Origin of the sequence: Spirillospora sp. CA-142024 (assembly GCF_050942325.1) — a bacterium.
Classification (GTDB): Bacteria; Actinomycetota; Actinomycetes; order Streptosporangiales; family Streptosporangiaceae; genus Spirillospora.
Genome location: NZ_CP192077.1, coordinates 599,057 through 617,007 on the forward strand (window position 1 = coordinate 599,057; position 17,951 = coordinate 617,007).

Annotated in this window: 15 protein-coding genes, 2 tRNA genes and 1 pseudogene; 8 read left to right on the forward strand and 10 right to left on the reverse strand. The window is 69.1% G+C overall.

The features are described 5' to 3' along the window. Window positions 1-126: 126 nt before the first annotated feature. Window positions 127-854: pseudogene (locus ACQPZP_RS03070) on the forward strand (transposase family protein); the annotation flags it as partial. Window positions 855-1,047: 193 nt separating this feature from the next. Here the strand turns inward: ACQPZP_RS03070 and ACQPZP_RS03075 are convergent. The 3 genes from ACQPZP_RS03075 to ACQPZP_RS03085 all read right to left on the reverse strand — a co-directional run bounded on the left by ACQPZP_RS03075 (window position 1,048) and on the right by ACQPZP_RS03085 (window position 4,554). Next, complete coding sequence (locus tag ACQPZP_RS03075; protein WP_433476098.1) at window positions 1,048-1,782, reverse strand: class I SAM-dependent methyltransferase; 735 nt, start codon at window positions 1,780-1,782, stop codon at window positions 1,048-1,050. Window positions 1,783-2,004: 222 nt separating this feature from the next. Beyond that, window positions 2,005-3,171 carry an IS110 family transposase gene (locus ACQPZP_RS03080; RefSeq protein WP_433476099.1) on the reverse strand — a complete coding sequence of 389 codons (1,167 nt, stop codon included), beginning with the start codon at window positions 3,169-3,171 and terminating at the stop codon, window positions 2,005-2,007. 915 nt (window positions 3,172-4,086) lie between these two features. Then, window positions 4,087-4,554 carry a hypothetical protein gene (locus ACQPZP_RS03085; RefSeq protein ID WP_433476100.1) on the reverse strand — a complete coding sequence of 156 codons (468 nt, stop codon included), beginning with the start codon at window positions 4,552-4,554 and terminating at the stop codon, window positions 4,087-4,089. Window positions 4,555-5,140: 586 nt separating this feature from the next. Between ACQPZP_RS03085 and ACQPZP_RS03090 the strand changes: the two genes are divergently transcribed. After that, window positions 5,141-5,401, forward strand: coding sequence for a hypothetical protein (locus ACQPZP_RS03090; RefSeq protein ID WP_433476101.1), 261 nt, complete (start codon window positions 5,141-5,143; stop codon window positions 5,399-5,401). Between the two features lie 121 nt (window positions 5,402-5,522). On the opposite strand, the gene ACQPZP_RS03095 is transcribed toward ACQPZP_RS03090, so the two are convergent. From ACQPZP_RS03095 to ACQPZP_RS03115, 5 genes are all read right to left on the reverse strand, one after another. Beyond that, window positions 5,523-5,678 (reverse strand): hypothetical protein, encoded by a 156-nt coding sequence (locus ACQPZP_RS03095; protein WP_433476102.1) that lies wholly within the window; start codon window positions 5,676-5,678, stop codon window positions 5,523-5,525. A gap of 295 nt (window positions 5,679-5,973) precedes the next feature. Further along, a complete protein-coding gene (locus tag ACQPZP_RS03100; protein ID WP_433476103.1) occupies window positions 5,974-6,273 on the reverse strand; it encodes a helix-turn-helix domain-containing protein in 300 nt (99 codons plus the stop codon). Continuing rightward, window positions 6,273-6,602 carry a type II toxin-antitoxin system RelE/ParE family toxin gene (locus tag ACQPZP_RS03105; protein WP_433479541.1) on the reverse strand — a complete coding sequence of 110 codons (330 nt, stop codon included), beginning with the start codon at window positions 6,600-6,602 and terminating at the stop codon, window positions 6,273-6,275. The genes ACQPZP_RS03100 and ACQPZP_RS03105 overlap by 1 nt, the downstream gene beginning before the upstream one ends. Window positions 6,603-6,835: 233 nt before the next feature. Next, window positions 6,836-6,909, reverse strand: a tRNA-Phe gene (locus ACQPZP_RS03110). Between the two features lie 20 nt (window positions 6,910-6,929). Then, window positions 6,930-7,007, reverse strand: a tRNA-Asp gene (locus ACQPZP_RS03115). A 283-nt stretch (window positions 7,008-7,290) separates the two neighbouring features. On the opposite strand from ACQPZP_RS03115, the gene ACQPZP_RS03120 reads away from it, so the two are divergent. The 3 genes from ACQPZP_RS03120 to ACQPZP_RS03130 all read left to right on the forward strand — a co-directional run bounded on the left by ACQPZP_RS03120 (window position 7,291) and on the right by ACQPZP_RS03130 (window position 11,513). Then, window positions 7,291-8,712, forward strand: a complete 1,422-nt coding sequence (locus ACQPZP_RS03120; protein WP_433476104.1) for an amino acid permease — start codon at window positions 7,291-7,293, stop codon at window positions 8,710-8,712. Between the two features lie 70 nt (window positions 8,713-8,782). Then, on the forward strand, window positions 8,783-10,426 hold the full coding sequence (locus ACQPZP_RS03125) for an adenylate/guanylate cyclase domain-containing protein (protein ID WP_433479542.1): 1,644 nt from the start codon (window positions 8,783-8,785) through the stop codon (window positions 10,424-10,426). A 154-nt stretch (window positions 10,427-10,580) separates the two neighbouring features. Next, a complete protein-coding gene (locus ACQPZP_RS03130; RefSeq protein WP_433476105.1) occupies window positions 10,581-11,513 on the forward strand; it encodes a glycerophosphodiester phosphodiesterase in 933 nt (310 codons plus the stop codon). A 15-nt stretch (window positions 11,514-11,528) separates the two neighbouring features. Here ACQPZP_RS03130 and ACQPZP_RS03135 read toward each other — a convergent pair whose 3' ends face one another. Then, window positions 11,529-12,413 carry a LysR family transcriptional regulator gene (locus ACQPZP_RS03135; RefSeq protein WP_433476106.1) on the reverse strand — a complete coding sequence of 295 codons (885 nt, stop codon included), beginning with the start codon at window positions 12,411-12,413 and terminating at the stop codon, window positions 11,529-11,531. Between the two features lie 192 nt (window positions 12,414-12,605). Between ACQPZP_RS03135 and ACQPZP_RS03140 the strand changes: the two genes are divergently transcribed. Beyond that, on the forward strand, window positions 12,606-13,928 hold the full coding sequence (locus tag ACQPZP_RS03140) for a sensor histidine kinase (RefSeq protein WP_433476107.1): 1,323 nt from the start codon (window positions 12,606-12,608) through the stop codon (window positions 13,926-13,928). A 118-nt stretch (window positions 13,929-14,046) separates the two neighbouring features. Here ACQPZP_RS03140 and ACQPZP_RS03145 read toward each other — a convergent pair whose 3' ends face one another. Continuing rightward, window positions 14,047-15,486 (reverse strand): Crp/Fnr family transcriptional regulator, encoded by a 1,440-nt coding sequence (locus tag ACQPZP_RS03145; RefSeq protein WP_433476108.1) that lies wholly within the window; start codon window positions 15,484-15,486, stop codon window positions 14,047-14,049. Between the two features lie 840 nt (window positions 15,487-16,326). Between ACQPZP_RS03145 and ACQPZP_RS03150 the strand changes: the two genes are divergently transcribed. Both ACQPZP_RS03150 and ACQPZP_RS03155 read left to right on the forward strand, forming a co-directional pair. Then, window positions 16,327-17,199, forward strand: a complete 873-nt coding sequence (locus tag ACQPZP_RS03150) for a helix-turn-helix domain-containing protein (protein ID WP_433476109.1) — start codon at window positions 16,327-16,329, stop codon at window positions 17,197-17,199. Window positions 17,200-17,454: 255 nt separating this feature from the next. Beyond that, window positions 17,455-17,667, forward strand: a complete 213-nt coding sequence (locus ACQPZP_RS03155; RefSeq protein WP_433476110.1) for a DUF397 domain-containing protein — start codon at window positions 17,455-17,457, stop codon at window positions 17,665-17,667. The last annotated feature ends 284 nt before the right edge of the window (window positions 17,668-17,951 follow it).

Here is a 17,951-nt window from a genome sequence, read left to right on the forward strand (position 1 = left end):
GCGAACGTATTTCTCCGGCGCACCGGGCGATCACGCGGCATCTCGGAAATGGCACTGCCCCGCCCGCCAAAAGAACGATCGGGCCCGGCCCGCTACGTCCCGGCGCCGCGCCTACCGCCTCGACGGCTGCCGTTGTCGCGTCAGACCCTGACCTGCACCACCGGCGTCATCCGCCGGCACCGCACCGTGATCGGCAGCAAAGGCCGAGCCCTGCCACCGTCCACCCAAGCCTTGATGGTGCTGGTCTACCTGCGCAAAGGCGAGACCTTCACCGAACCGGCCGCCGGATTCGGCGTCTCGACCAGCACCGCCTGGCGGTACATCACCGAGTCGGTCGACCTGCCGGCCCAGCGCGCTCCCAAACTCGATGCCGCCCTACGCAAGGCACGCCGTGACCGGCTGTCCTACCTGGTCCTGGACGGGACGCCGGTGGCGATCGACCGGATCGTTGCCGACCGGCCCTTGTACTCGGGGAAGCACCACCGCCACGGGATGAACCTGCAGGTCATCGCTGCCCGGCCGGACGGCCGCTGTGGGTGTCGGGGCAGTTGCGCGGGTCGGTGCACGATCTGAAGGCCGCCCAGATCTGGGGCATCATCCGCGCGCTGGCCGCCACCGGCATCCTGGTCCTGGCCGACAAGGCGTATCAGGGAGCCGGTGAGCACGTCCTGACGCCCTACAAGGGACCCGACAAGCCCGAGACGCAGAAGGACGCCAACCGGGCCCATGCCCAACTGCGAGGGCCGGGCGAACGGGCGAACGCCCAGCTCAAGACATGGCGAAACTTGCGCTCCTGCCCATTCCGGGCCGGACGGATCGCCAAGGCCATCCACGTCCTTCAACTCCGAGAGTCCCCATCACACCGAAAAAGGATCAGTGATCAAGACAAGACCATGCTTCACGTTCCGGCCGGTCGGCTCGGCCGGGACCGGCCCGGGAGCGCTGCGGTTCGTCCGTCCCAAGACATGCGATTCCGAGCGAACCATCCCACTGCCTCCCGTCTGCATCCAGGTGACCGTGGGGCCCGGATCGTGCCGGCAGGCGTGTTCAGCGGGTGGCTGGTTTGCGGGCGGTGAGCAGGCGGGTCGGGACCCACGGACTGCCCCACCACGCGCGCCAGCCCAGGCCGCGCACTCGGATGTCCTGGGCGTTCAGCCGGGCCAGCACCGCGGCGTACTCGCGGGGGGTCCGCGCCAGGTCGGCGATCAGCAGGCGGCCGCCCGGCCGCAGCACCCGGTACGCCTCGGCGATCGCTTGGGCGCGGGCGTCCGCGCCGAAGATGGTGTGCACCGTCAGGCTGGACACGACCAGGTCGAAGCTTGCCTCCGCGTACGGGAGTCTGCGCAGGTCACCCCCTTGCACGTGGACGCGGTCGGCGACGCCTTCGGCGCGGGCGTTGCGCAGGGTCGCCGCCGGGGTGTTGCCGGACTGGTCCCGTCCGCGCCACAGGTCCACGCCGACCGCCCGGCCCTGCGGGAGGTGCCGGGCGGCGGCCAACAGGACGGCGCCGCGTCCGCAGCCGAGGTCGAGCAGCCGTTCGTCGCCACGCAGGTCCAGCTCGTCCAGCACGTCCCGCCAGACCAGGAACTTGCCGCGCAGCGTGGCGTGCAGGCTCAGGGCCAGGCATCCCGCCAGCAGGGTGCCGGAGACCAGCGCGGGCAGCGCGGCGGCCAGATCGGCGGTGACCGCCATCACCAGCCCGGTCACCCAGAACCCCAGCACGACCAGGCCCACGAAGCCGAACCCGTAGGGCGCATCCATCCCGTACCGCGCGCCAGGCATCCCGCCACTCTGCCACGAACCGGCCGCTCGGGGGCCGGCTACGACGCACTGGTCCACCGCCGACCAGCTCGCCGCCGAGGACCCGACACCGTGGTGATGCCGACCCGGTCTTCATCCGCGACGGCGACGTGTGGACGGGCGCCGGGCTGAGCGCGTGCCTGGACCTGCCGCTCGCGCTGGTCGCCGACAACAAAGAACGCACTCTTCTGGCTCCCCTCTGTGTCAAGAAGCCGTACCGAGGACGGTCGTAGGCTGGGTGATGGCGGGTCCGGGAAGTGGCTTGTCCGAAGTGCCGGTATGGGGATGTGAGTCGGCCGCGCTGGAGTCAGTAGTCGCTCCCCGATGCCCTCCCGGGCCCGTTGTCGAATCTCTGAGGGCGTCGTCGAGCATGCGCCGGTAGACGATGTCGGACAGGCGGCGTTTGAGGGACCGCATCGCTTCCATCGAGGTCTTGCCCGAGGCTGTCTTCCGGTCGAAGTAGGTGCGGCCCTGGGTGGGGTTGCGGAGCTGGACGGTGGCCATGATGTGCAGCACCCGGTTGATCTGCCGGTTCCCTGCCCGCGACAGCCGATGCCGGACCTGGTCACCGGAGGACGCGTCGATGGGGGCCGTGCCGTTCCAGGAGGCAAAATGCGCCCGGCTGGGGAACCGGGTGATGTCGCCGACCTCCACCAGCAGGCGCGCGGCACCCGAGGGGCCGATGCCGTGCAGGTCCATCAGGGTGGTGCCGGTGGCGGCGACCAGCTCCTTGAGCTCCTTGTCGGCGTCCTTGGAACGCCGGTAGATGCGTTCCAGGTCGCTGATCAGTTCCGCGGCGACACGGCGTCGTGCCTTGCCAGCGGCGTCGCGAGGTCGGACTTTGGCGAGCAGGGCCTTGGCTTGGGCAGCCGACAGGCTCTTCTTCGCCCCGCCGGGAACCAGCTCCAGCAGCAGCTGATGCAACTGGGCGACCATCCGGGTGTGATCCTCGCCGAGGGACCGGCGACGGTCCACCAGAATCCGCAGCAGCGCGAGCTGCTCGTCATTGACCACCGGTCGAAGACCCGCCATCCGGGTGCCGACCAGGGCGACCGAGTGCGCATCGGTGGCATCGGTCTTGCGGCCTTGCCCGGTGGCGAACACCCTCGCCCGTGCCGACAGCTTCGGCGGGACATCGACGACCTGTTCACCATCGGCCAGCAGCCGGTTGGCGATGTGCCGGCCGATCCCGTTGCAGCCTTCGACGGCCCACACCCGGTTCGGCCACTGCCGGGCATAGCCCAGCATCGCGGCGTAGCCGTCGCGGTCGGTGCCGTAGCGTCCGCCGCCCAGGATGGTCTCGTCGTCGGCCATCACCTCGATCGTCGCGGAGCGTTTGTGCGGGTCCATGCCAAGGACCACTCGGTCCATACCGATCCTCCGATGCTCGATCCATCACCTGGTTGTCGAGCCGGGAGGGCACCGCTACTTCGAGCCGAGCAAACCCCTCTTGAGCCTCTCCCCGCCCTGGGGCGACGCCCGGACCGCGCAGGCCAAAAGAGAGCCACACGACCAGCGTGGGCAGCCGATGAGAGAGCGACGGCCCGGGCGCCTGGACCGAGCCTGGCCGGGCACCGGTCCTGAGGCAATGAAACAAGTAGCCGCTGAGCGGTCTTATCGCGTCGTTGCCAGTTGCTGGTGTGAGCGTGGTGATCGTCGAGTTCGGTCGCCGAGTAACAGCGGGGCCTTCGGTAGGCGATAGGCGGAAGGTGTTCGAGCGGTGTACATCCGCCTGAGGCCTGTTCAGGCCGGAAATGAGAGCACCCCTGACCGTGTTTCTGCCGGTCAAGGGTGTAGAGGTGGGCAGGGGCGGGGTCGAACCGCCGACCTTCCGCTTTTCGGAAGTAGCAACTGCCCTGCGGCGGTGGTGTCTACCGAGGTCGGACGGTGCCTGACGTGCGCCCGTGGTGCCTTCTGGTGGCCGTCGTTGCCGTCAGCGGTCGGTGTCCTTGGGGTGGCGGGGGGATGCGTAAACGATCCAGACTGTGCGGTCGTCATCGTTGATCACGCAGCGGACGCGTCCGCCGCTTGTGACCTCGTACTCCCATTGTTCGAGGGCCCGGCCGTTGTGCCGGTGCGTTGCGAGATCTCCGCGGAGTCGGTGCTGGCGCTCGTGGTTGGCGCGGGAACGCGGCTCAGCGCGTAGGGTCTCCAGGCATCGGCGGGCGTTCGACAGAGCGAGACGGCATGGCTCTTCCCAGCCTCGTACCGCCTCGCTGGTGCCGAACCTGACATCCCATTCGTCGTCGGGCGGTGGGACGGTGACCCTGTCGCCTCGCTTGGGGCTCAAGGCGCTACCTCGACTGGACCGAAGTCGCCAGAGGTCGGCCGAAGGGCTTCCTCGTGCTGTGTGCGATCTGCCTTGATACGTGCGGTGGCGCGCCAGCCGGTGATGACCTCTTGAGCATTCGTGTCGAGATCGAGTTCGGCGGCGTCGGACAGGGCGTCGACCAGCTCCACGGTGAAGGCGCGGACCTCTTCAGTGCTCAGGTGGCGGATCCAGGGGAACACGTCGGGCATGGCAAGGAGCAATGCCCGAGCGCTCGGATCATGCTTCATGAGCGCCAGAAAGATCCGTGACGCGGTCGCCAGACTCTCGTCGCGCTGCTCTTCCCGGTCAGCGGCCGTGAGGTAGAAGTCGGGAGCATCGCGGTGGGTGACGCGCAGCCGGCCGAGGCGCGCTGCGCGCTCTGCTACGGACTTGGGGTTACGCGACAAGTCGGAGAAGGTCACTGCGTCCGCGGTGGTGCTCATGCCACCATCATACTCAGATCATGTTCTGAAGTCGACGTTGCAGGGGTGCCTCGGTTGTGATCATGCTTCTCGGTGGCGCGAGAGGTCGCAGCTTCGGGTAACGGCTCACCGGTGTTGCGCTGACGCGTGTTGAGCGCCCGCTGTCGCAGAGGCTACGTTGCCGTCAAGAACAACGCCCCGGGCCGTATGGCTCTGGGGCGTTTGTCCTGGTCGAAGAGGTGGGCAGGGGTGGGGTCGAACCGCCGACCTTCCGCTTTTCAGAAGTAGCAACGGCCGTGATCACGCGGAAGCCGCCGAGGTGGACGGTGCCGTACGGCTGGTGCTGGTGCCCTGCGGGTGGGGCTGTTGTCGTCAGCGTTGTCGTCACCCTCGCTGGTGCTGGCCTTGGGCTTTCAGCCGCCGCCGGCATCGCTCGTACTGCCCGGCCTTTCGCCGCTGGGCACGGTCGACGAGCAAGATCGGACAGCTGGCGCCGTTCGTCCCGAAGCGCCAGGAACGATGAACGTTGCACGCTGCCGTTGTTGCCGGACGGTCCCGGGTGACCCCGAGGCAGGCTCGGGTGTCGTGTTCCTCAAAGGAGAACCCCATGGGTGCTCAGAACTCGTCCGGCATGTCCCGCAAGGCTGCCGCGGAGAAGCTGGAGATCCTCCTGGCCCTGGCCGAACTGGCCCCCCGCAATCGGGAGGCCGCGAAGCTGGTCCAGGAGCTGGCCGGGCAGATGCTGCCGGAGCTGCGGAACATGGTGTGCGGGCTGATCATCGTGACCGCGAGCGAGCCCATCACCGCGGCGTTCGCGGAGGGCCTCCTCTCCGTGGACGACCTCAGCAAGCCCTCGAACGACAACTGACGAAAGAGCCAGCAAGATCAGGCTCTGACCTGCTGATCTCAGGGGGCGGCCCAGCGTAACCACGCTCTAGGCCGACCCTTCCAACCCGAACCCCCGGCACACCGTGCCGGGGGTTCCTTTGTCAGCGTTCACCGGCATTGTGACCTGCCTTCAGCGGACCAGCGGCGCGGGTTGAACCGGTGTGCTGCTGGAGCGCCTCTACGGTTTCGTCGACGTATCGTTTGATCTTCAAGAGCACCGCGAGGACATCGTCAGGAGGAACCCCGGTCTCGTTCATCCCCGTTCACCTCTCCTGGTCGCTGTCGTCAGCGCTGTCGCAAAAACGCCCCGGGCCTATTGGCTCCGGGGCGTTATGGCTGGTCAAGAGAGTGGGCAGGGGCGGGGTCGAACCGCCGACCTTCCGCTTTTCAGCTATAACAATACCCCTGCCGCGCGAGCATCGACCGAGGTTGGACGGTGGGCGAGGTGTGCCGACGGTAGGGGTCGATTGCCGTTGTTGCTGTCACCGTTGCTGTCAGCTGGCTTGGCTCTGCGACACCGGGCCGACTCGGAGCGTCCTGAGAGTGGTTGGGTCACGCTGCTGCGTGCTCGCCAACGGTGATGGTGAACGTGGTGTGCATGGCCTTGGCGATCCGGTCCAGCATCGCCAGGGTTGGCACACCTCCACCGCCCTCAATGCGCGACAGCGCGGGCTGTGTGATGCCTGCGAGCTCAGCCACCTCTGTCTGGGTGAGCCCCAGTTCCCTGCGGCGCTCGCGGATCATGTCGCCGAGCCGGAGGTCAAGGCCGGCAAGGTCGTACTCGGGGTGGCTGGGTGCTCCCTCGCGCAGCCGCCGCTCACGGTCAAGCTTCCAACGGGTGTGCCCGGCCATCACTCGCTCCTCTCGTAGACATGGTCTGCTGGTCCTGTGTGGGACGTCTCGCAGACCCGTCGTGCGTTCACTGCTCGCTCCACGTCCCGTGGTTGCGCGTCGTTGCGAACCTTCTGGAACACCGTCAGTAACACGATCAAGCGGCCAGGCCCGGTCGGTAGCCAGTACGTGATTCGCCAGGCCGTGTCCTCCAAGTGGAAGCGCAGTTCGCGGACTCCGTCGCGTAGTGCCTTGGTGTGGTCTCCATCGAGCATGTCACCTCGGTCGACCAGGTAGTCGTCCACGTTGCGCATGACGCGCTGGTACTGGGCGAACGTCAGCGTGTCCAGTCACGTGACGACCTCAGGCTCCATCTCGATCTCGAACATACGATTGATGATATATACCATCGACGGTAAGTCTCGAAACCGAGTCTGTCCAGCCCCGAATCCGTTGGTGGCCCTGGCCGGGGGCGATCTATGTGCGGTGATCCTCGACCGTCCGCCGTGGGGCATCGCTCGTTGCTGTCAAAAACGAAGCCCCGGGCCTGTTGGCTCCGGGGCGTTATGGCTGGTCAAGAGAGTGGGCAGGGGCGGGGTCGAACCGCCGACCTTCCGCTTTTCAGGCGGACGCTCGTACCGACTGAGCTACCTGCCCAGGACGCGCGTCGGCGCGTCTGGCGGTCCTGACGGGATTTGAACCCGCGGCCTCCACCTTGACAGGGTGGCGAGCACTCCTAACTGCTCCACAGGACCTTGCTGCTCCGAGCCTATCGGCTCGGGAGGGGTGTCGCGGCCGGGTGTCCGGCGCTTGGCGACGTCCGAGAGCATACGCGATGGCCGAGGAGGTCGCCAACTCGATTACCGGGGGCGGGGCGGGGGCAAGATCGTGACGGAGAGATACCGGGCCGATACCGGATGGGCGGGTGTGTTTCGCGTTCGTGGTCGGGGCTCCTAGTCTGTCCGGGTTGCGCGACTGTGCGTGATCGGAGGGTGACGCCCGCCCGCGAGGGGCGGCATTAGATGTGAGGGAGGCCGCGTGGTCGCAAAGCTCCCAGACCAGAGCGCGGAGGACTACCAGCGCGGGCTTGGCACCCGCCAGATCCAGATGCTGGCCATCGGCGGGACGATCGGGACCGGGTTGTTCCTCGGTGCCGGTGAGAACATCGCCAAGGCAGGGCCGAGCCTGATCCTGACGTACGCCGTGGCGGGGCTGGCGCTGTTCTTCGTCATGCGGGCGCTCGGTGAGCTGCTCACGTATCGCAGGGCGGAGGGCGGGTTCGCCGGGTACGCCCGGGAGTTCCTGGGGCCGTTCTGGGGTTACGCCACGACCTGGACGTACTGGATCATCTGGGTGACGACCGGCATGGCGGAGCTGACCGCGGCCGGCAAGTACATCCAGAAGTGGCGGCCCGAGGTCGAGCAGTGGCAGACGGCGCTGGTCGCCCTGGTGGTCCTGTTCGTGGTGAACCTGATCTCGGTCAAGCTGTTCGGCGAGCTGGAGTTCTGGTTCGCGATGATCAAGGTCGCGGCGATCGTGATGATGATCCTGGTCGGGCTCGGTGTGCTGATCTTCGGGTTCAGTGACGCGGGGGAGACGGCGCGGGTCGGGAACCTGTGGGATCACGGCGGTGTCTTCCCCGAGGGGTACGGCGCCACGATCATGACGCTGCAGATGGTGATGTTCGCCTACCTCGGCGTCGAGCTGGTGGGTGTGACGGCGAGCGAGGCGAAGGACCCGGAGAAGAACATCCCGCGGGCGATCAACGCGCTGCCGCTGCGGTTCGCGCTGTTCTACCTGGGGTCGCTGCTGGTCATCCTGGCCGTGGTGCCGTGGACGGCGTTCAAGGGCGGGGCGAGCCCGTTCGTGCTGGCGTTCGACAAGATCGGCATTCCGGGCGGCGGGGACATCGTCAACTTCGTGGTGCTGACCGCGGCGCTGTCGTCCTGCAACGCGGGCGGGCTCTACTCGACGTCCCGGATGCTGCGGACGGCCGGCGTCAACGGGGACGGCCCGAAGGCGCTCGGACGGCTGAACGGGCGCGGGGTCCCCATGCTGACGGTGGTCATCTCCGCGCTGGTCATGGGGATCGGCGTGATCGTCAACGCCGTGGTGCCGGAGAAGGCGTTCGAGTACATCACGTCCGTGTCGACCGGCGGCGCCCTGCTGGTGTGGACGGTCATCCTCGTCGCGCACATGATCTACCGGCGGCGGTCGAGTGCCGGGGAACTGCCGAAGTCGCCCTACCGGATGCCGTGGGCGCCGTACACGAACTGGGCGGTGCTGGCGTTCTTCGCGTTCGTCACCGTGACGATCGCCTGGGAGGCCGACACGCGGATCGCGCTGTACGTGATGGCGATCTGGGTGGTGCTCATCCTGATCGGCTGGCCGTTCGTCCGGCGCGCCTCGCAGGGCGAGCGGGTGCGGGTCGCCGTGGCCGAGGAGAGCACCAGCGCCTGAGCGCGGCGGCGCCTGCCGTGGGATGATCCCTCATGGCGGTTCCATCCCTCCGGAGGCGCGCGTGACCAGCATGCTCGAGATCCGAGTGCGGTGGGTCCTGCTGGTCGTCGTGAGCGTCGCGAACGCGGTCGGCTCGCTGGTCGTGCTGCTGTTCGCGACGTTCGTCGTCCCCGATCCGCCGCTGGACGACCGCGACTACGTGCACCTGGTGAACGCGGTGGCGTTCTTCGGGTATCCCGTGGTCGCGGCGCCGGCGGCGCTGCTCTGCGGGCTCTGGCTGTGGCGGCCGGTCGTCACGTTCGTCCGGGACGGGGGAGACCCCGACCGGCGGCAGCGGCGGGCCGTGCTGCTCGGGCCGCTCCGGCTGACGCTGCTCATCGGCGCGCTGTGGACGGTCGGCGCGCTCGGCTGGGCGGTGCTCGACCTCGTCCTGTTCACCGGGCGGCTCGCCGTGAAGACGGGCCTGACGTGCCTGCTCGGCGCGGCCACGACCTGCACGATCGTCTATCTGCTGTCGGAGCGGCTGCTGCGGCCGGCGGCGGGGCTGGTGCTGGGGGCGGAACGTCCGAAAAAGCATCGGCTGCCCGGGGTGACGACGCGGCTGATGCTCGCGTGGGCGCTCGGGACGGCGATCCCGGTGTTCGGGCTGATCTGCGTGGCGATCGCCGCGCTGGCCGCGCCCGACATCAACGTCACCCAGCTGGCGATCACCATCCTCGGCGTCGGCGGCGCCGCGCTGATCGCCGGGGTCTATGTCCTCTACATGGCGACGCGGGCGATCGCCGACCCGATCAAGTCGGTCCGCACGGGAATGGCGCAGGTCGAGCGGGGTGATCTCCGCGCCGAGGTCGAGGTGTACGACGCGAGCGAGGTCGGGCAGCTGCAGGCCGGCTTCAACCACATGGTCGCGGGGCTCCGCGAGAACGAGCGGCTGCGCGACCTGTTCGGACGGCATGTCGGCGAGGAGGTCGCCGACCTGGCGCTGGAGCGCGGCGCCATCACGCTCGGCGGCGAGACGCGCGAGGTGGCGGTGCTCTTCGTCGACCTGACGGGTTCCACGAAGCTGGCCGACACGCGCAGCCCGGACGAGGTCGTCGGCCTCCTCAACCGGTTCTTCGGCGTCGTGGTGAGCGTCGTGGCGGCGCACGGCGGCTGGATCAACAAGTTCGAGGGGGACGCGGCGCTCGCGATCTTCGGGGCGCCGACGCAACTGGAGGACTCGGCCGGCGGCGCGCTGGGCGCGGCCCGCGAGCTGGCGGTGCGGCTGCGCGCCGAGGTGCCGATGCTGGACGCGGGGATCGGCGTGTCCGCGGGCCCGGTCGTCGCCGGTTACATCGGCGCCGAGGAGCGGTTCGAGTACACGGTGATCGGCGACCCGGTGAACGAGGCGGCCCGCCTCAGCGACCTCGCCAAGGAGTCGGACGGACGGGTCCTCGCCTCCGCGGCCGTCCTCGACCTGGCGCACCTCGCCGAGTCCGGCGAGTGGGACGTCGGCCGGTCGGTGACCCTGCGCGGGCGGAGCCGCCCGACCCGGCTGGGCACGCCCCGCCGTCCTGAGGTGCCCGCACCCAGGCCGGAGCCCGGTTCGTCCATCAGCCGGTTGCCGCGGCCGCTGCGCCGCAGCCGGAGGCTGCTGCTCGGCGCGTTGATCCTCTCCAGGGCGGCCAAGAGCACACGTGCCGCGAATCCTGACAAGCCGGACGACGTCGGGTAGCCGTTCGGCGAAACCGCCGTGTCTGACTCGTTCCGCAGCCGACCGGATGCGTATCGTCGCCGACTGTACACGGTCTGCTATCGGCCCGTAACTTCGGTGTCACCGGACGATCCGAGGGTTGGGGCGGACAGCCCCGGCTCCCGAGAGGTGACTGATGCACCGACGGAATCGTCTCGCCCTCACCGCCGTCCTGACCACGGTGACGATCACCGTCTCGTCGACGGCCGCCGACGCCGCCCCCCGCCCGATCCTGTCCCTGCTGCCCGTCGCCCCCGAGCCGCTCCCGCGCACGACCGCCGTCCAGGACGAGGACGTCCTGAACGTCGCGCACCGCGGCGCCTCCGCGTACGCGCCGGAGAACACCATCGCCGCGTTCAGGCTCGCCAAGGCCAGGCACGCGGACGTGTTCGAGCTGGACGTCCAGGAGACCAGGGACCACCGGCTCGTGATCATGCACGACGCCACGCTGAGCCGGACGACGAACGTCGAGAAGCTCTACCCGGACCGCAAGCCCTGGAAGGTCGCCGACTTCACCCTCGCCGAGATCGAGCGGCTGGACGCGGGGTCGTGGTTCGCGGCGAAGTACGAGGGCGAGCGCGTCCCGACGCTGGACCGGGTGCTGACCGCGATGCGCGGGAAGGGCCTCGGGCTGCTGCTGGAGATCAAGAACCCCGCGCTCTACCCCGGGATCGAGAGGCGCATCGCCGCGGCGCTGCGGCGCTCGCCGTCCTGGCTGCGGTACGACCCGCGCGAGCGGCGCCTCGTCGTCCAGTCGTTCGACTGGGGGTCGGTGCGCCGCTTCCACGCCGTCCTGCCCCGCGTGCCGACCGGCCTGCTCGGCACCCCGAAGGCGGCCGACCTGCCGAAACTCGCGACCTACGCCGACCAGATCAACCCCACGTTCCGTGATCTGACCGAGTCCTACGTCGACGACGTGCACGACGCCGGGATGGACCTGCTCACCTGGACGGTCAACGACCCCGAGGACATGGAGAAGGCCGTCGACCTCGACGTGGACGGGATCATCACCAACAAACCGGACGTCCTCCACAACGTCCTCGACGACTCGGACGAACGAGCCGCCTGACCGGGAAAGGCCCGGTCAGGGGGACAGACGCCGGCGGGCACGGGCGATCAGGGCCCGTGCCGCCGGGCTGCGCGGGCCCTCGGCGCGCCAGGCGAGCGCGATGCGCCCGCTCAGCCTCGGCCGGACGATCGGCATGGCGTGCAGGTCGTCCGGCAGGCCGCGGGCGGCGGACTCGGGCAGCACCGCGACGCCGAGGCCGTGCGCGGCGATCTGCGCCACCACGGGCGGTTCGCCGGCCTCGAACGCGATGCGCGGGTGGAGGCCGGCGTCCGCGAAGGCTCCGTCCAGGACGGCCCGCAGCCCGGTCCCCTTGGGCAGGCAGATCAGGTCCTCGTCGGCGAGCGCCCGCAACGGGATCGTGGACCGCCGCGCCAGCGGGTGCCCGTGGGCCACGGCGGCGAAGAGGTCCTGCTCGATGACGACCCGGGTCGCGATGCCCTCGGGCGGTTCGGCGCCGAGGCTGAGGAACGCGAGGTCGATCCGTCCGGTGCGGAGCCCGTCCGTCAGCGTGGCGGTGTCCTCCTGGATGACCGTGATCTCCACGTTCGGATGGTCGCGGTGGAAACCGGCCAGCATGCCGGGAAGGTCGAGAGAGCGGATCCAGTCGATGGTGCCGATCGTGGCGTGTCCGCGGAGCAGGCCGGTCAGCTCGTCCACCGACAGCCGCGCGCCTTCGACCGCGGCGAGCGCGGCGCGCGCGTAGGGCAGGACGGCGGCGCCGACCTCGGTCAGCCGGACCGTCCGCCCGGACCGGTCGAGCAGCGGCTGCCCGAGCTCCCGTTCCAGCTGCCGGATCTGGGCGCTCACGCCGGGCTGCGCGACGTGCAGCCGGGCGGCCGCCTTGGTGAAGCTCGCCTCTTCGGTGACGGCCACGAAGTACTCAAGCTGGCGGAGCTCCATAACCGGACATGCTAGTCACGTGCCCGTCCAGCGCCCGGGCTTCTGCCGGACCGCCGGACCCGGCAACCATTTCTTTGGCCTCTCTTGGGTGCGTCACCACTGTTCGGAGGACTGATTCCGGCCTGGGCGGTGATTACCTCACCTGCGGGAGGTCGGGTGAACGGACGGCGCACATGGTCCATACGGGTGCGGATGACCGTGATTGCCGGAACGGTCGCCGCCCTGATCTGCGCCATCCTCACCGCCCTGATCATCGTCGGGCTGCGCGGCAGCGCGACCGAGTACAAGCGGAACCAGGCCGAGTCCTCGGCGCTGAAGATCACCTACGAGGTCAGGCTGGGGCCGGTGCGGGGCGAGCTCAGCGCGCCGGAGGACGTCGCCCTCCAGCTCCTCGACGACAGGCGCAAGGTCGTCGCCGGCACGCGCGACATGCTGGAAGGCCCGCCGGTCGCCCGTTTCCTCCCGCGGAAGTCCGACGTCTACCGGACGAAGGTGCTCTGCCCGCCGCGCGGGCTCAAGGGCTGCCGGTGGGTGATCGCCTTCCGCGTCTACCAGCCCGCGGGCGACTGGGTCGTGTACGCGGTCATCCCCACCACGCCCTGGTATGTCAGCTCCAGCCTGCTGCTCTTCCTGACGAGCCTGTCCCTGCTGGTGGTGCTGCTGGTGTGCCTGCGCGCCTGGGGCACGGTGGACCAGACCCTCGCCCCGGTGGACGCGATCCGGGCCGAGCTGGCGGAGATCACCGCCCACCAGTCGGGCCGCCGCGTGACGGTGCCGGAGAACCGGGACGAGATCAGGCGGCTGGCGGAGGCCGCGAACGCGACGCTCGACCGCCTCGACGGCGCCCTCGAACGGCAGCGCAGCTTCACCTCCGACGCGTCCCACGACCTGCGCAGCCCGATCGCCGCCGCGCGCGCCCAGATCGAGGAGGCGCTGCTGTATCCGGACGAGGTCGACTGGCCGCAGACCGCGCGGACCGTCCTGCAGAGCCTCGAACGGCTGCAGGCGATCGTGACCGACCTCCTGCAGCTGGCCCGCCTGGACGCGGCCGCCTGGCAGGACATCGAGATGATCGATCTCGGCGCCCTGGTCACGATCGAGGTGGCGCGGTCCGACCGGACGAAGCGGATCGTCCCGCACCTCCAGGACGGGGTGACGGTGCTCGGCGACCGGCTCCGGCTCGTCCGGCTGCTGACGAACCTGCTGGACAACGCGGAGCGGCACGCCGAGTCGCGGGTCGACATCACCGTCGCCCGGGAGGACGGGGTCGCGGTGCTGGAGGTCCTCGACGACGGCGAGGGCGTGGCCGAGAACGCCCGCGACCTCGTCTTCCAGCGTTTCGCCCGGCTGGAGGACAGCAAGCTCCGCGACCCCGCGGGCACCGGCCTCGGCCTGCCCATCGCCCGGGAGATCGCCCGGCTGCACGGCGGAACCCTCACCATCGAGGACAGCGCCCGCGGTGCCCGCTTCGTCCTGCGGATGCCGCGAAACCACAACGGCCCCCAGGCCACCTGACCCGAGGCGTCCGAGGAGGGGGTGCACCGGGTGCCCGACGCGAGAAACCCCGCGGCGGTAAGGCACGCGGGGTAGTGGGCTGAGGGCGGCCCGTGCGGGGGACGGGCCGGGCCGCCGGTCAGATCGCCGGCAGGGCGGGCAGGCCGTGCAGGCGGATCCAGCCTTCGACGTCCGATTCCTTCACCCGGCAGCTGATCCGCTCGTACGCGGCGGCGCTCACATGGAAGGGGCCGGGGACGATCACCGAGTCGTAGACGAACCGGGACGCGATGACGCCGAGGTCGGCGCCGGTCGCGGCGAGCCTGGCCTTCAGCGGGGGCGCGTCGAGGAGCCGGGCCGTCGTGATGATCGACGAACCGGACACGCCGGGCGGGTCGGGCATCACCGGGCCGACGTTCACCGCGACCCTGAGCTGGACGCGGACGGCCCCGCTCGACCCGCGGTTGTGCCGTCCCAGCCGCGTACCGAGCGACTCCAGCATCGGGTCGATCACGGCGCCCGTGGGCACCTCGGCCGGGACGACGATGAGCGCGCCGTCGCCGCGGTCTTCGACGTGGCAGGCGCTCCAGGGGACGGTCGCGTCCTCGAACGCCTCTCGGAGGGCGCGGTACATGGCATGGCGCACGTCGATGCGGTCCACGTCGTTGCGTTCGGGCGAGCTGAACCCGGCGACGTCGGTGTACACGATGGTGCAGTTCTGGCCCGCCCATGACCGGTCCTCGCGGGACGCGAGGTTCATGGGCTGGGTCGGCTGCTCGCAGGAGGGCACCACGACTCCCTCCAGCGAGCGTCCCGGAGCCGCGGCATGGCTCGGCCTGGTGCGGGCCGGCACGGTGGGCGAGGGGGCGGCGGACGCGCCGGCCGGTTCCATGGCGTACGCCGCGCCTCCGGCGCGCGGATCGGGCATCGCGTACGAGCCGGTGACCGTGAACGGGCCGGCCATCGCGTAGTGGTAGTGCGGAAGGACCTCCACGTAGGCCGTCGCGTACTGCTGCGGCGGCCCGTACTGCGCGGCGGGGCCGTACGGGTGCGTCGCGCCGGCGGCGTACTGGATCTGCTCCGGAGGCTGCGCGGAGTTCTGCTGCTCCGTCATCCGCTCGTAGACCTCGCGCTCCAGGACGGCGACGACGCGCGGGTGGTCGCTCAGGTAGGTGACGAACTCCTGCGTGGTCAGGAGCAGCGCGTGCAGGGTGCCCATCGCGACGACGGTGGCCGAGCGGCGGCGCAGCAGCAGCGCGGCACGCTCACCGATGATGTCGCCCGGGCCCCGGAACGCGACGAACCGCTCGCGTCCGCCGCGTTCCACGGAGATCCGCACCGAGCCCGACTTGATCACGATGGTGGTGTCGGCCGCCTGGCCCTCGGCCCACAGGACCGTGCCGACCGGGTAGACGACCTCGCGCGCGGACGCGAGGAACGCGGCCCGTTCGATGGTGGTGAGCTGCTCCCAGAACCCGGCCCGCCGGTCGGACACGGCCGGCCGCAGGGTCCGCGGCGGCGACACGATCCCGGCGGGGACGATCTGGTCCGGGTCGTGGTGGCGGGCGTGTTCGTTCATCGGACCACCCGCCCTGAGCTCGGTGTTCCGGGAAGGTGCGCGCCCGTGGGATTCGCGGGGTGGACGGCGACGGTAGGGGAAGTGATCTGCTGTATTGACATGTCAGGGGACCCCATGCCTCGAATCGCGACTCCGGATTCCGCTCGGCCGACGGGGGCGCCCGGCGCCCGGCGGCGTGGCCGAAGTCACATCACCTATAGCCCGCACCGCGTGATCGCGGTTAGACTGGGTGAGTCCGCAGAAACGTTTTGGCAGGTCAGCCCGATCTTTCTGCGTTTTCGCAGGAGTGTCGGCGCAGACCGGCCGGAATGTCGTCGTGCGGCCCTGGGAGTCGCTCTCCGCTCTCCTTCGATCGTCTTGGCTGCCATACCGGTGATCGGCGGGAAGCGGCGGGCGACTCTGTTCTCTTGTCTGGCATTGCCGAAGTCTCGTGTCCTCTAGTGGCCTCCCGTCCGGCGCATGCCAGGTTCGTTCTCCGTCCGCCCGCGGTGCTCGTGGCCCCGTGTCCGCCGGCGGACCGCTCACCGGAACGCCGTGCCGTCCCGTCCGAGCCCTTCACTGTGTGTCAGCGTAGGTCCTGACGATACGCTCGCACCTTGCCCGGTTGCAACTAGTCTTCTACTATTCTGCTACCTAGCACATTAGTACATGGACTCAAGGTATGCAGCAGTCTGGTAGCTACGACCGCAAGATTTAGGTTGTATGGCGAGGTTTTGTCCTCCGGGTGTGGGGGTCCTTGACCAAGCAGGTGGCGCTATGACGTCGAGTGTGATGCGAGGTCTCGATATGCCATGTAGCATCCAGGTGGGTGGCAGCGACTACTTACAGTGAGCGAGCACGATGACCAGTGACCAGGGGCCGATAGTCCAGAGTGCGCTGCTGCGCACCGAACTCGTCCGCCTGCGCAAAGAGAAGAACCTGACGCAGGAGCAGGTGGCGCGGGAGCTGGAGTGGTCCCCGTCGAAGCTCATCCGGGTCGAGGGCGGCAAGAACGCCATCACCCGGACCGACTTGCAGGCACTTCTCCGGGTTTACGGCGTGACGTCCGAAGGGCGCCAGGAGCGGTTGCAGGCGCTGGCCCGAGGCGCCCGTGAGCCCGCGTGGTGGAACGCGTACCGGGGTGAGCTCGACGCCGGCTTCCTTAACTACGTTGGCTATTCGGCGGGTGCGGCCTACATCCGGCAGTTCCACGGGACGGTCATCCCGGGGCTGATCCAGACGCCCGAGTACGCGGAGGTGCTCTCGACCGGCCAGTCGTCGCCGACGGGACGTGTGCTCGCCGTGAAGCTCCGCATCCAGCGGCAGCAGGAGCTCGGGAAGCGGGAGAACCCGCCGCGCCAGCACTACATCATCGACGAGGCGGTGATCCGCCGCCATGTCGGCATCAAGATCGATCCGGCGATCATGCCCGCCCAGCTCAACCACATCGCCGACTCGGCCGAGAGCAACGATCTGCTGACCGTACGGGTCATCCCGTTCCGGTCGGGGGCGCATCTCGGGCTCGACGGCCCGTTCAGTCTCCTGGAGTTCGAAGGCGACCTGGACGACATCCTCTACCTGGAGGGCCGGCCCGGCGCCAGCCTCATGATCACCGGGGACGACACCCGGATCCCCGAGTACCGGGACAGCTTCGAGCTGCTGCTGGAACAGGCGCTGTCGGCCGAGGAGTCGGTCGCGCTGATGCGGCAGACCGCCGAGGACCTCATGGCCTGACTGACTTCCCTACCGCAACTCTTCCGGAGGTGACAGCGGCATCCAGCATCCCCAAGGCGAGTGGCCGTCATAACACTCTGCGTGATCTTGTGTTCCCTTGTAGGCGGGATAACTAGAACCGTTTACACTCTGGATCGGGAAATTATCCACAAGGTCGTGGTTTGTTGTGCCCTACTTGGTGTTGGCCCGGTGGGTGCCCTCGCCCGATCGGCGGGGCATGACGGCACCCGTCGGCATTGGATGGAGGGTTGCTGGATGGTGTACCTGTCCGACACGGAGGCTGTGCTGAACTGGCGGAAGAGCAGTGCGAGCAAGGACCAGGACGACTGCGTCGAAGTGGCGTCCCAGGGCTCGTCGGTGCTGGTCCGTGACTCGCGCAATCGCTCCGCCGGCGTTCTCGCTCTCGGGCCCGCTCAGTGGAAGGCCCTCCTGAACGCCATCCACAACGGCGCCCCGGACCGCCGTTGAGTCACCAGACTCATTTCCCCGCCTCTTTCAGAGAATTGTCGGATACCACAGCGCTGTGAAGTGTTGACTGGCGACTCTTGACAGGACGCTCCGAGCGGGCGGATTCCGGCGTATCCCTGAGTGAACCCTGAGTCCACCCTGAACCACCCCTGATCACCCTGTTCCGGTGAAGGAACCGCCCCTAGCTTGATCGTCAGCGGTCCCCGGCCACGTCCGGGGACCGGCCGCTCCCGCCTCCCCCGCGATGCGGGCCCCATCTGACGTCCCTTCACCGGAAGGACCTT